The organism is Derxia gummosa DSM 723 (assembly GCF_000482785.1).
Taxonomy (GTDB): domain Bacteria; phylum Pseudomonadota; class Gammaproteobacteria; order Burkholderiales; family Burkholderiaceae_E; genus Derxia; species Derxia gummosa.
Map to the genome: position 1 here is coordinate 248,086 of NZ_AXWS01000014.1, position 12,734 is coordinate 260,819.

General features: G+C 73.5%; 10 protein-coding genes. 3 read left to right on the forward strand and 7 right to left on the reverse strand.

Going from position 1 to position 12,734, the window contains the following annotated elements; genetic code table 11:
- Window positions 1–170: 170 nt before the first annotated feature.
- Both H566_RS0114530 and H566_RS0114535 read right to left on the reverse strand, forming a co-directional pair.
- A complete protein-coding gene (locus H566_RS0114530; protein ID WP_028312001.1) occupies window positions 171–407 on the reverse strand; it encodes a hypothetical protein in 237 nt (78 codons plus the stop codon).
- On the reverse strand, window positions 404–1,126 hold the full coding sequence (locus tag H566_RS0114535; RefSeq protein ID WP_028312002.1) for a 2OG-Fe dioxygenase family protein: 723 nt from the start codon (window positions 1,124–1,126) through the stop codon (window positions 404–406). Before H566_RS0114535 ends, H566_RS0114530 begins: the two co-directional genes overlap by 4 nt.
- Before the next feature lie 315 nt (window positions 1,127–1,441).
- On the opposite strand from H566_RS0114535, the gene H566_RS0114540 reads away from it, so the two are divergent.
- Window positions 1,442–3,334, forward strand: a complete 1,893-nt coding sequence (locus H566_RS0114540) for a hypothetical protein (protein WP_028312003.1) — start codon at window positions 1,442–1,444, stop codon at window positions 3,332–3,334.
- A 15-nt stretch (window positions 3,335–3,349) separates the two neighbouring features.
- Here the strand turns inward: H566_RS0114540 and H566_RS0114545 are convergent, their stop codons facing one another.
- From H566_RS0114545 to norR, 5 genes are all read right to left on the reverse strand, one after another.
- Complete coding sequence (locus H566_RS0114545) at window positions 3,350–3,892, reverse strand: hypothetical protein (protein ID WP_028312004.1); 543 nt, start codon at window positions 3,890–3,892, stop codon at window positions 3,350–3,352.
- A 263-nt stretch (window positions 3,893–4,155) separates the two neighbouring features.
- Window positions 4,156–4,860 carry a glycine-rich domain-containing protein gene (locus H566_RS0114550; RefSeq protein WP_028312005.1) on the reverse strand — a complete coding sequence of 235 codons (705 nt, stop codon included), beginning with the start codon at window positions 4,858–4,860 and terminating at the stop codon, window positions 4,156–4,158.
- 76 nt (window positions 4,861–4,936) lie between these two features.
- Complete coding sequence (locus tag H566_RS0114555) at window positions 4,937–5,728, reverse strand: hypothetical protein (RefSeq protein ID WP_028312006.1); 792 nt, start codon at window positions 5,726–5,728, stop codon at window positions 4,937–4,939.
- Window positions 5,729–5,730: 2 nt separating this feature from the next.
- Entirely contained in the window at window positions 5,731–8,055 is a 2,325-nt protein-coding gene (locus H566_RS0114560) for an NADP-dependent malic enzyme (RefSeq protein ID WP_034411846.1), read from the reverse strand.
- Window positions 8,056–8,456: 401 nt separating this feature from the next.
- Window positions 8,457–10,265 (reverse strand): nitric oxide reductase transcriptional regulator NorR, encoded by a 1,809-nt coding sequence (norR, locus tag H566_RS0114565; protein WP_425387954.1) that lies wholly within the window; start codon window positions 10,263–10,265, stop codon window positions 8,457–8,459.
- A gap of 164 nt (window positions 10,266–10,429) precedes the next feature.
- Between norR and hmpA the strand changes: the two genes are divergently transcribed.
- Both hmpA and H566_RS0114575 read left to right on the forward strand, forming a co-directional pair.
- Window positions 10,430–11,653 (forward strand): NO-inducible flavohemoprotein, encoded by a 1,224-nt coding sequence (hmpA, locus tag H566_RS0114570; RefSeq protein ID WP_028312009.1) that lies wholly within the window; start codon window positions 10,430–10,432, stop codon window positions 11,651–11,653.
- Between the two features lie 113 nt (window positions 11,654–11,766).
- A complete protein-coding gene (locus tag H566_RS0114575; RefSeq protein WP_028312010.1) occupies window positions 11,767–12,672 on the forward strand; it encodes a polysaccharide deacetylase family protein in 906 nt (301 codons plus the stop codon).
- Window positions 12,673–12,734: the final 62 nt, after the last annotated feature.

The following is a 12,734-nucleotide window of genomic DNA, read 5'->3' on the forward strand; positions in this document are numbered from 1 at the left end:
CGCCACGAATCGAACCGCCTGAACCGGCCTTCGCCCGAATCGCGCGGAAATGACCGCGCGCCTCGGCATTGGCCGGACCCGGCCCGTCTATACCGCGCGCGGATGACATTGCGGAACAGGTAGGCGCGCGCAGTCCGCAGCCGGATCTGTCCGCGCGCGCGGCGGCGCGTTCACTCGTCCGGCGTGCCGTCCTCGCCGCGCGAGCGCCGGCCCCGGCGCAACGCCTTGTGGCTCTTGCGATGCGCGCCGGCCTTGCGCAGCAGCGCCGCCGCGACCAGCGGATTGCGCTTCGGCGGCGCGGTGAAGGCGCCGCGCGGCGCGGCGGGGTCGGCATCGCGCGCCGGGGCGTCAGCAGGCGCGGAGCGATCCGCCGCCGGCCTCATGCCCGCGCGTCGCGTCGGCTTCATGCGGGCACCGCGTCCTGGAAGCCGCCGCGCCGGTAGGTCAGCACCAGCGTGTCGCGCAAGCCGAGACCGTCGTCGGATTGCAGCGGCGTGGTCTCGTGGATGACGCGGGCGTCGTCGAGCAGCAGCGCCGACCACGGCTCGGTCATCGTGAAGCGGATGCCGTGCGGGCCGGCGGCGTCAAACACGCGGGTCTCGCCGCCGCGCACGCCGCGCCGTTCCACGAGCACGACGGCCACGTAATCGACGCCGTCGCGGTGGGCGCCCTCGGGCGTCGGGCGGCCGATGCCGCGCGCGGTGTCGATGCGGAACTGGTGCGCCTCGACGAACCAGCGCTGCACGCCCGACGCGAGCGCGAACAGCCGACCCAGCCCGGCGATCAGCGCCTCCCACGCGGGCAGCGCGGCGGTGGCCGGCTCGACCGGCGCGAACCAGCGCTCGATGCCGCCGTGCAGCGCGTTGTAGGCCGTCGGCTGCCAGTGCGCGCGATGCGGCATGGTGGTCAGCGTGCCGGCGGCCACGTCCTGCACCAGCGAGGCGTGGCGGCGGAAGCGGTAGGCGCCGCCGTCGCGCAGATAGTCGTCGGGCGGCAGACCGGCCCAGGACGGGCGCAGCGCGTCGATGGCGGCGGGCGGCTGGTCGGCCACGGCGGCGAGCGCGGCCGGGTCGAGCAGCACGAAACCCTGGGCCGAGAGCAGCGCCGACGGCGCCGGGCCGGTCAGGTGCCAGGGCGGCGACGGCGCGAGCGCGACGGGCGGCGGCGCACTGCCCGGCAACTCGGGCGCGGAGGCGGCATCGGTGCGCGCGCCGGCCGCCAGCGTGGCGGCGGGCAGGGGCGCGGCGGCGGGAACTTCGGGCAGGACAGGCACGGCAGGCTCGCAACGGCGGAAAGCCCCGAAGCATAGGCCCGGCCCCGCGCGCCCGCCGAATGGACGCTGCCCGACGGTGGCAACGCAAACTCTGCGTCGATCCGGCGCGGGGCGCGGACCGGCCTGACTTATCGTTCGCGCCTTTCGCGCCACTTTCTTTTTCCTGTCATGCCAGATGCCGCGCCGCCAGCCCCGCTCGAAACCGATCTCTATCTGAGTGCCAATCTGCATGTGTGCGCGCTGGTGTTCGACCCGACCGCGCCGCTGCTGATCGCCTTCGCGTCGGGCGGCCAGCCGCGCCATCCGGTCGGGATGTCGATGGCGCGCAAGCACGGCTTCAACTGCATCTCGGTGGCGTGCAAGGCCCAGGACTGGTTCCAGTACCCGGATTTCGACCGCGCCATGGACGCGGTGCGCGATGCGGCGCGCGGCTTTCCGCGCGTCGTGGCCTATGGATTCTCGATGGGGGGATATGGCGCGCTGATCGGCTCGGGCACGATCGAGCCCGACCTCGTTCTGGCCTGCTCGCCGCAGGCGGCCATCGGTCCCGCCGTGCCGGCCGGCGAGCATCGCTGGGCCGACGAGCGCATCCGCATCGGCCACGAGCTGGGCTTTCCCATCGACGACCTGGCCGCGCGGCTGTCGCGTCGCGCCGATCTGGTGCTGGTGTACGACCCGCGTGACTTCGACCGCTTCCATGTGCGCGACATCGAGGCGCTGCGGCCGGCGCGCCATCTCTACTTCCCGCTCGCCGGCCACAGCACGCTGCCGCTGCTGACGCGCATGGGCTTCGGCTCGAAGCTGGTGCTCGCGGCGCTCGACGGCAGCCTCGACCTGCCCGCCTTCCAGCGCGAGCTGCTCGCCATCCGCCGCGCCACGCTGCGCGACGAGCTGCTGTACGTGGAATTGCGCCGGCGCGGCCGGCCGGTGCCGGAACGCCTGCTCGCACGCGTCATCGACGCGCCCTCCACCGGCCTCGAAAAGGGCCGCCTGCGCAACCTCGTCATCGACTGCCTCGACCTCGGCCGCGTCGACCTCGCCTGGCATGCCTTCGCCCGCCTCGCCGCCGACAACAGCAGCGCCCTGGCTCCGAGCTTCGTCGCCGACGTGCGCCGGCTCGCGGCGGCGCACGTCGAGCCCGACGACACCGCCGTCATGCCGGACGCCGTCAGCGGCCCGACGCCGACGGTCGACGCCGGCACTGGTGCCCAGGCGCCCGCAGGCGAGGCGGACGCCGTCACGGCGTCGGCCGATGCCGAAGCGGACGCCGTCGCCAGCCTCGCGGCCGAGGTCGACCCCGAAGCGCAATTCGCCGGGCTGACGGGCATCGCCCTGCACCGCGCCAAAGCCTTCGCCGCGCTGCGCGCCCAGTCGGAGCGTGGCGGCGTGGCGGGGCGGCGCGTCCTGCTCGCGCTCGGCTGGTTGCTCGGCGCCGCCGGCCGACGCGACGAGGCCCTTGCCGCCGCACTCGCCGCCGCCGCAGACCTCTCGGCCTGGGACGAGGACAACGCCGGCATCGCCGACTGCCTCGCGGCGCTCGGCGAGACCGAATCGGCGGAGCGCTTCAGGCGCCGCGCCGCCAATGCCGCCGTACGCGACTTCACCTGGTACGAATTGCGCGCCCGCCCGCTCGAACGCGCCAACGACTGGCAGGGCGCGCTCGCCATCTGGCGCGAAGCCGCCGATACCCGCGTCGAGCCGCTGCGCGTCGCACCCCGGCTCGCGCGCTGCCATGCGCGCCGCGACGAGCATGCCGAGGCCATTGCGGCGCTCGCGCCCGTGCTCGCACTGCCCGTCATCTCGACCGCCGTGCGCAAGATCGAAACGACGGCGCTGCTCAAGCTGGGCCGCCAGGCCGAAGCCATCGCCAGCCTTGCCCAGCTGGTGCTGGCCGAGCCCGATGTCGCCAACCATCACCGCGCGCTGGCCAACTGTCTCGCCGCCACCGGGGGCGACCTCGAACGCGCCTGCCATCACGCGCAACGCGCCGTCGAGTTGCAGCCCACGCCCGGCCACGCGCGGTTGCTCGCCGGCCTGCAGCAGCGGCTCGCCGCGCGCTGAGCGCCGGCCCGGACCTCAGAACGCGATCGTGATCGACTGGTTGGTGATCTGCCCCGAGGCCGGCACCGCAAAGGGGTTGAAGCTGCCCTTGACGACACGGCTGTCGAGTGCCGCCGTACCCACCGTCGACGACACCGTGTAGTCGGAAACGACGTAGTCAGAGCCGGGCGAGCTGAGAGTCCACTGATAGGGGATCTGGACCTTGCAGGTGGCCGTCGCCGCGCTGTTGCGCGTGGCGAAGGCCGAGGCCGACTCCTCGTAGCTGGTGGGATTGAGGTTGGCGTCGACTTCGCTCACGGCGGCCTTGACCGTGCAGTAGATCGGCTTGTCGAGCGGCACCGTGCTCTTGAGCGTCACGTGGATCACCACGCTGATGCGCCCGGCGACCGGCGTCGTGCCCGCGACCACCGCCGGCTGCACCTTGGGCCGCAACGGCACGAACACCCCCGACACCGGGTCGAGCGTGCCGAGCACGCCGGCGGCCGCCGCGAGCGGCTGGGCCAGGACGGGCAGGCTGAGACAGGCGCCGGCAAGACCGGCGATGAGCATCTTCTTCATTGGGCAACCTCGCGGCGGAATGGGCTCCGGCCCGACCTGCGGACGCGGGAGCGAAAGGCTGCGTTGTGCCATCGCGCCGGGACGTCGCCAAGGCCGGACGGGCCCGCCCGGCGCACGTCTGGCCGGACGGGCGCGTAGCCGGATGAACGGTGCCCCGGACGGCTGCGCGCGATGCCGTCCGCGTCGGCTCAATCGACGCGGACGCACCGCGCGCCGGCTCGATACACGCCGGCTCGATACACGCCGGTTCGATGCCCGTCGGCTCAATCCCCGCCGCCACAGCCTCCGCCGCAACCGCCATCGCCGCCGCTGCCGCCATCGCCGTCGCCGCAATCCCCGCCGGCATCGCCGCCGTCGCCGCAAGCGCCACCGTCGCTGCCGCCGTCACCGCCGCCGCCCAGATCGGCGCCGCAATGCACGCCGTCGCCACGCGCCTCCAGGCCACGGCAATCGGCCACATAGACGAAGCCGCCCGCGATGCCGAGCGCCGCGTCCAGCCCGAACAGCAGCGGCAGCCGCCTCGGCCGGCGCGGATCGAGATGCTCCAGCGCGCAGGCCTGCCGCCAGCAATGGCGCAGCCCGGCATCGCTGCGCTTCGGGCCGCCGCCGAGCACGGCCGCCGGCGTGTGATGCAGGAAGCGCCCGAAGGCGCGCCGGCAGAAGGCGTCGTAGTTGCGCGTGTAGAGGATGAATTCGTGCCAGAGATCGTCCGCCGCCTGCGAGGGCATGGCGACGAAGCGCCGCCCGCCGCGCAGATAGGCGAGGAAGAACTGCCGCAGCGCCCGCTCCACCTGGAGCCGTTGCTGCGCGTCGAGCTGGGGATGGCGCCGCGCCAGCCGGTCCATGAGGCCGGCCGGCCATTCGTAGCGCTCGATGAAGCGCGCGCGCCGGCGCTCGGTGTGCGCGAGATGCACGCCGGCCAGCGCGGCCAGGCCGGCGCCGCCGGCGATGAGGTATCCGAGGTCCATCGGCAGGGCTCCCTTTGGCGCGGGAGAGTCGCATGCGGGCGGTGACGGCGTCAGCCGCCCCGCCCGCGTCCGTCGCTCAAGCGGGGCGTCGCCGCCTCAGCACCAGCCAGCCCACGAGGATGGACAGCGACAGCAAGAAGGCACCGACCTTTTCCTTGGGCACGCCCATGGTCACGCCGGCCGCCTTCATCTCGGGCGGCAGCTCGCCCTGACCGAGCGTCAGCTCGACATAGGCCGGCTGGATGCCGCTGGCGCTGACGAGGCTGACGAGCATCTGGGTGTCGTCGCGGCCGGTGGGCGGACGCTCGCGCACCACGGTCGTGTCGAACACGCTGCCCTTGCCCTCCATGAGTGCGAGATAGGCGTCGGTCAGTTCGGGGCCGAAGTCCTCGCGCACATCGTTGAGGTCGCGGTCGCCGGCCTGGGCGCGCAGGCGCTCGGCCAGACCGGCCGAGCCGGGCTTGCGCACCATGTCGCGCGTCGACAGGGTGATGCGCATGTCGGACGGCGCGGTCGGCACCAGCTCGAAGGCGGTTTCCAGCACCACCTGCCCTTTCGGATCGGGCTCGGCCGACACGCCCAGCAGGCGCACCGCGATCCAGCTCGGCTTGGCCGGATCGAAGCCCTCGGGCAGCGCGAGCTTGACGTCACGCTGGTTGACGACGGGCGCCAGCGGCAGCATGAGCTGGGCGTGCGTCATGACGGTGGCCGCCGCCGGCAGCACGGCACCGGCGGCAAGCGCCAGCGCGACCGCGCAGCGCGCGGCACCGCGCCGGGCAACGGCGCGGACCGCGCCCGCCGCGGCCCGCACGCCGGCGTGCCCGCCGGCTCCGGTGCCGAAGCCGGCATCCACAAGCAAGCCGGTCATGCTCAGCGCCCCTTTGCCGCCGCCACGTCGGCCGACGCGAGCGCGGTCATGTTGACCACGCGGCGCATCGTCGCCGACGGCGTGAGGATGTGCGCCGGCTTGGCGGTGCCGAGCAGGATCGGGCCGACCGTCACGCCATGGCCGCCGGTGATCTTGAGCACGTTGAACAGGATGTTCGCGGCGTCGATGTTGGGCAGCACCAGCACGTTGGCCGAGCCGGCCAGCGTGGTGTCGGGCAGCACCGCGCGGCGGATGTCCTCGTTGAGGGCGGCGTCGCCGTGCATCTCGCCGTCGCACTCGATGTGCGGCGCGATCTGCTTGAACACGTCGGCCGCGCGGCGCACGCGCAGCGCCGACGGCCGCTTGCTGCTGCCGAACTGGCTGTGCGACAGGAAGGCGACCTTGGGCGGCAGGCCGAAGCGCGCCACCTCGTCGGCGGCCATGCGCGCGATCTCGGCCAGCTCCTCGGCGCTCGGCTCCTCGTTGATGAAGGTGTCGGTCACGAACAGCGTGTGCTCTTCGAGCATGAGCGCGTTCATCGTCGCCATCACCTTGGCGGCGGCGCTCTTGCCGATGACGGTCTCGACATGCGCGAAGTGGGCGTCGAAGCGGCCGACCAGCCCGCAGAGCATCGCGTCGGCATCGCCCCGGCGCACGAGCATCGCGGCGATGAGCGTGTTGGAGCGGCGCAGCGCGACCTTGGCGGCGTCGGGCGACACGCCTTCGCGGCCCATGAGGCGGGCGTAGTCGTCGCAGTAGTCGCGGTAGCGCGGGTCGTTGTCCACGTCCACCACTTCCACGTCCGTGCCGAGCCTGAAGCGCAGGCCGGCACGCTCGATGCGCTGGGCCATGACGGCCGGGCGGCCGACGAGGATCGGCTTGGCGAGGCCGTCGTCGAGCACCACCTGCACCGCGCGCAGCACGCGCTCGTCCTCGCCTTCGGCGTACACCACGCGCGCCGGCGCGGCCTTGGCCTGGCCGAACACCGGGCGCATGAACATGCCGGTCTGGTACACGAAACGGCCGAGCTGTTCGCGGTAGGCGTCGTAGTCGGCGATCGGGCGCTCGGCCACGCCGCTTTCCTCGGCGGCCTTGGCCACCGCGGGCGCGATGCGCAGGATCAGGCGCGAGTCGAAGGGCTTGGGGATGAGGTAGTCGGGGCCGAAGCGCAGATCCTGGCCGGCGTAGGCGGCGGCGACTTCATCGCTGATGTCGGCCTTGGCCAGCGCGGCGATCTCGCGCACGCAGGCGAGCTTCATCGCCTCGGTGATGCGGCGCGCGCCGCTGTCGAGCGCGCCCCGGAAGATGTACGGGAAGCACAGCACGTTGTTCACTTGGTTCGGATAGTCCGAACGGCCGGTGGCGATGATGCAGTCGGGGCGCACGGCCTTGGCGAGTTCCGGGCGGATCTCGGGCTCGGGGTTGGCGAGCGCGAGGATGACCGGCTTGTCGGCCATGGTGCGGACCATGTCGGCGGTGAGCGTGCCGGCAGCCGAACAGCCGAGGAACACGTCGGCGCCGTTGACCACGTCGGCCAGGGTGCGCGCGCTGGTGGTCTGCATGTAGCGGCGCTTCGATTCATCGACGCGGCCGGCGTCGGCGCGCTCGGACTGGATCACGCCCTTGCTGTCGCAGACGAAGATGTTCTCGCGCTTCACGCCGAGGCCGACCATCACGTCGAGGCAGGCGATGGCGGCGGCGCCCGCGCCCGACACGGCCATCTTCACGCTGCCGATGTCCTTGCCGACGAGTTCGAGCGCATTGAGCAGCGCAGCGCTGGAGATGATCGCGGTGCCGTGCTGGTCATCGTGGAACACCGGAATGTTCATGCGCTCGCTGAGCGCGCGCTCGATGTAGAAGCACTCGGGCGCCTTGATGTCTTCGAGGTTGATGCCGCCGAGCGTGGGCTCCAGCGAGGCGATGATCTCGATGAGCTTGTCGGGGTCGCGCTCGGCCAGCTCGATGTCGAACACGTCGATGCCGGCGAACTTCTTGAACAGGCAGCCCTTGCCTTCCATCACCGGCTTGCCCGCGAGCGGGCCGATGTCGCCGAGGCCGAGCACGGCGGTGCCGTTGGTGATGACGCCGACGAGGTTGCCGCGCGAGGTGTAGTCGGCGGCCTTGGACGGGTCGGCCTGGATGTCGAGGCAGGGATAGGCGACGCCCGGCGAATAGGCCAGCGACAGGTCGCGCTGGTTGGCGAGCGGCTTGGTGGCGTTGACGGAGATCTTTCCGCGCGTGGGAAAGCGGTGGTAGTCGCGGGCGGCGTCGCGCAGGGCGATTTCGGCGTCGGTGGTTGGCGTGGCGCCGGACTCGATGTCTGACATGGAAGGGCCTCTCTGACAGCGGTTTTGGATTTTTCGTGTTCTTGCGCGCAGCAAGCGTTGCGTGAGCGAGGCGCGGGGGCGCGCACCTTAGCGCGGGCGCCCGGGCAAGCCAATGACGGCTAGCCGCAACCGCCAGGCATTACAGGATTGGTGCCAGGGGCCGGCGTCGTGCCCATGCCGGCGCGCCGGGCGCGGCTGACGCGGGATGGCGCAACCACGCCGGCGCGCGGCGCCGCAGCGGGGCAGATGCCGGGCCGGCGGGCGCCGACGGTTGCGCCATTCCGGGGCAGGCGTGGCGCGACGGCCGCGTATGGCGACGCGCGATCGACACGGCGGCGCCGGCCGCAAGCGCATGCAGGCAATGCCGCCGAGCCGCGGCGGTCGCGGGCGTCGGTCGTGCCTCAGTCGCGCCCGATGCCGAGCCGGCTCGCCAGCCGGTGGAAGTTGCCGCGATCCATGCCGGCCTCGCGCGCGGCGGCGGCGTAGTTGTTGCCGTGGCGCGCGAGCGCGGCCGCGATCCACTGGCGCTGGAAGGCGTCGGTGGCGGCGCGCAGGCCGCCGGTGGCAGCGTCCGACGCGGCGAGGCCGGAGCTGGCCGGCATGGCGGCGTCATTGCCGGGCTGGCCACCGGCGGCACCGGCCGGCATGGCGAACGCCGGCCGCGCCAGACCCGGCGGCGCCACGCCGGACGGCGCCGCGACAACCGTCGCATCCGGCGCGCCATGCGTGGCGACTTCTGCCGCGACAACCGTCGCCGACGCGGCCGCCGCCAGCCCCAGATGCACCGGCTCGATCGCCACCCAGCGCGCGCGCCGGCCCTGCTCGGCCAGCGCGCGCAGCGCGGCGCGCGCCATCGTGTGCTCCAGCTCGCGCACGTTGCCGGGCCAGTCATGGCCGGGCAGCGCGTCGCGCGCGGCGGCGCCGAGGCGCAGGTTGCGCGCGCCGAGGCGGTGCTGGTTGTCCTCCAGGAAGGCGTTTGCAAGCGCTATCACGTCACGGCCGCGCTCGCGCAGCGGCGGCACGACGATCGGGAACACCGCGAGCCGGTGGTACAGGTCGGCACGGAAGCGCCCGGCCGCCACCTCCGCGCGCAGGTCGCGGTTGGTGGCGGCGATCACGCGCACGTCCACGCGACGCGGCATGTCGCCGCCGAGGCGCTGCACCTCGCCGCTCTGCAAGGCGCGCAGCAGCTTGGCCTGCACGGCGGGCGGCAGCTCGCCCACCTCGTCGAGCAGGAGCGTGCCGCCGTCGGCCAGCTCGAAGCGGCCCGCGCGATCGGCCAGCGCGCCGGTGAAGGCGCCCTTGCGATGGCCGAACAGCTCGCTCTCGGCCAGCGCCTCGGGCAGCGCGGCGCAATTGAGCTGCACCAGCGGCCGGTCGCGCCGCGCCGAGCGCCGGTGCAGCTCGCTGGCGACCAGCTCCTTGCCGACGCCGGTCTCGCCGGTGACAAGCACGGTGAGGTCGGAACCGGCCACGGTGGCGATCTCGTCGCGCAGCCGGCGCATCGCGGCGCTCGTGCCGACCAGCTCGCGCGCGGCCGGCGCGCCGACCACGCTGCGCGCGACCTCGCTGGCCTGCTCGGCGCGCGCCGCGAGCCGCTCGATCGCGAGCGCGGCGTCGATGCCCGATTCGAGCAGCGACACGATCGCGCGCAGCCGCGCCGGCGGCACCGCGTCGAAGGCGCCGGGCAGCAGCGCGTCGAGCGTGACCACGCCCCACAGCCGTCCGCCCGCGCGCAGCGGCGCGCCCATGCAGTCGTGCACGGGAAGGAGCGCGAGGGCGGCGGGCGAACCGGCGGACGGCGCGGAGGCGATGCGGGCGGCCGCGTCGGCGTCGCCCGCGCCGGCGGCATCGGCGACGACCGGCGCCGCCGGCTCGATCAACCCGTCGTAGGGATCGGGCAGCGTCGTGCCGGGCGGAAAGCGCAGCGGCCCGCGCGCGTCGAGCAGCGCCGCCAGCCTCGGATGGCCGGCCACCGCGAAACGCCGCGCCAGCGTTTCCTCGGCCAGACCGTCGATCGCCAGCGGCACCAGCACCTCCCCGTCCAGCCGCAGCAGCGCCGCCGCGTCGCAATCGACGAGGCGGCGCACGGCCGCGAGCAGGTCGCGGTAGCGGGCGGCGGGATCGGTGGCGGCGCCGGCCCGGTCGTCGACCGCAGGCGCGGCGACGGCCAGACCGGGCGCGCCGGCGGCGGGCGGCGGCGGGTTCACGAGGGCGTTGTCATTTGCACATCGGCGTTGTTATTCACACATCCATCCACATGATGTCAGATCAACAACGCCAGGCATATTTTGCAATGCAATCAGTGGCTTGCATTCTGGCATGCGACTTGACTCGAAGCCGGCTTCCGCAATCGATCCACAGGAAGCCCTCCATGCCCAGCGCCCAGACCATCGCCCTCGTCAAAGCCACCGTGCCCGTGCTGCGCGAGCACGGCGAGGCGATCACGACGCACTTCTACAAGACGATGTTCCGCGACTTCCCCGAGGTGCGCGCCTTCTTCAACCAGACCCACCAGGCCAGCGGCAGCCAGCCGCGCGCGCTGGCCGGGGCGGTGCTGGCCTATGCGGCGCACATCGACCGGCTCGACGAGATCGCGCCCGCGCTGCCCGCGATCATCCAGAAGCACGTCTCGCTCGGCATCACGCCCGAGCAGTACCCGATCGTCGGCCAGTGCCTGCTGCGCGCGATCCGCGAGGTACTGGGCGAGGCCGCGACCGACGACATCCTCGCCGCCTGGGCCGAGGCCTACGGCGAGCTGGCCGAGCTGCTCATCGCGGCGGAGGAGCAGGTGTACGCCGCCACCGCCGCGCAGCCGGGCGGCTGGCGCGGCCTGCGCCGCTTCGTGGTGGCGGCGCGCGTGCACGAGAGCAGCGAGATCGTCTCGCTCCATCTCAAGCCGGAAGACGGCGCCGCCCTGCCCGACTGGAAGCCGGGCCAGTACATCGCGCTCAGGCTCGTGATCGGCGGCGAGACGCTGCGCCGCAACTACTCGGTGTCGAACGCGCCGGGCACGGGCGAGATCCGCATCAGCGTGAAGCGCGAGCCGGGCGGCGTCGCCTCGGGCTGGCTGCACGAGCAGGCCACGCTCGGCACGGTGCTGGAACTGACGCCGCCGGCCGGCGAGTTCGTGCTGGAGGCGGGCACGCGGCCGCTGCTGTTCCTCACGGCGGGCGTGGGCATCACGCCGGCGCTGGCGATGCTCGAAGCCGCCGCGCCCACGGGCCGGCCGATCGGCTTCGTGCATGCGGCGCGCAACCCGGGCGCCCAGGCCTTCCGCGCGCGCCTGCAAGCGCTTGCAGCCGAGCATCCCAACGTGACGCCGCGCTTCCGCTACAGCGATGCCGACGCCCACGGCCCGGTGGCCGGCGCCGACGGCCTGCGCGCCAATCTGGCGCCGGAGGAGCGCGGCCTGATCGATGCCGCGACGCTCGCCGGCCTGCTGCCGGCCAACCGCGACCTCGACGTGTACCTGCTCGGCCCGACGCCGTTCATGCGCGCGATGCTCGGCCTGCTCGATGCGCTGGACGTGCCGCGTTCGCGCGTGAAGCTGGAGTTCTTCGGGCCGAAGGAGGCGCTGGAGCCGGCGGCGGCCTGAGCGTCGGGCGGCGCGGCCTGCATCGCGTCGGCCACGGAACCCGCGCGCCCGATCGCCCCTGGCGGCGCAAGCCTTTGCACGCCGCCCGGCGCGCAACTTGCCTCGGCGCGGGCATGACCACGCCCGCCCACGCCCCGCTCCCCCGCCACGACCGCTTCGACTACACCCCGATCCACCGCCGGCCCGACTTCTGCTGGCCCGGCGGCGCGCGGCTCGCGGTGTACGTCGCCGTCAACCACGAGCACTTCGCGTTCGGCGCCGGCCTCGGCGCCCGCCTTGCGCCCGGCACCGAGCCCGACGTGCTCAACCACGCCTGGCGCGAGTACGGCAACCGCGTCGGCGCCTGGCGGCTCATGGCGCTGCTCGACCAGCTCGGCCTGCCCGCCGCCGCGCTGCTCAACACCGCGCTCTACGACCATTGCCCCGAACTCGTCGCCGCCTGCGTCGCGCGCGGCGACGAACTCGTGGCCCACGGCCACACCAATGCCGACAACCAGTCGGCGCTCGCGCCCGAGGCCGAAGCCGCCCTGCTCGCCGCCTGCCGCGCACGCATCGCCGCCGAGTCGGGCCGCGCGCCCGAAGGCTGGCTCTCGCCGTGGATCGCCGAGACGCCGCGCACGCCCGACCTGCTCGCCGCCGCCGGCTACCGCTACACGCTCAACTGGTGCCACGACGACCAGCCCACGCGGCTGCGCACCGCCGCCGGCCCGCTCTGGGCCATCCCGTATCCGCAGGAAGCCAACGACATCCCGGCCGTGATCGCGCGCCAGATGACGGGCGCGCAGTTCGCCGAGCTGCTGGCCGACCAGTTCGACGAGATGCGCGAGCAGTCGGCGCATCAGCCGCTGGTCATGGGCATCGCGCTGCATCCCTATCTCGTCGGCCAGCCGCACCGGCTGCGACCGCTGCGCCGGGTGCTTGCGCGCATCGCGGCGGCGGACGACGTGTGGCTCACGACGCCCGGGCGCATCGCCGCGCACATGGATGCGCTGGCGGCCGAAGGGGGCTGGCCCCTCTGAGACGGCCCGGCAGCCGCCCCTCTGTCACTCCCGCGAGCGACCGAAAGCCTGAATGCCCCGTT

What these genes read in the sequence shown, in the direction of transcription:
- H566_RS0114550 (WP_028312005.1), bottom strand. Translation starts at nt 4,860, where the DNA reads ATGGACCTCGGATACCTCATCGCCGGCGGCGCCGGCCTGGCCGCGCTG.
- H566_RS0114530 (WP_028312001.1), bottom strand. Translation starts at nt 407, where the DNA reads ATGAAGCCGACGCGACGCGCGGGCATGAGGCCGGCGGCGGATCGCTCC.
- hmpA (WP_028312009.1), top strand. Translation starts at nt 10,430, where the DNA reads ATGCCCAGCGCCCAGACCATCGCCCTCGTCAAAGCCACCGTGCCCGTG.
- H566_RS0114540 (WP_028312003.1), top strand. Translation starts at nt 1,442, where the DNA reads ATGCCAGATGCCGCGCCGCCAGCCCCGCTCGAAACCGATCTCTATCTG.
- H566_RS0114555 (WP_028312006.1), bottom strand. Translation starts at nt 5,728, where the DNA reads ATGACCGGCTTGCTTGTGGATGCCGGCTTCGGCACCGGAGCCGGCGGG.
- H566_RS0114575 (WP_028312010.1), top strand. Translation starts at nt 11,767, where the DNA reads ATGACCACGCCCGCCCACGCCCCGCTCCCCCGCCACGACCGCTTCGAC.
- H566_RS0114560 (WP_034411846.1), bottom strand. Translation starts at nt 8,055, where the DNA reads ATGTCAGACATCGAGTCCGGCGCCACGCCAACCACCGACGCCGAAATC.
- H566_RS0114545 (WP_028312004.1), bottom strand. Translation starts at nt 3,892, where the DNA reads ATGAAGAAGATGCTCATCGCCGGTCTTGCCGGCGCCTGTCTCAGCCTG.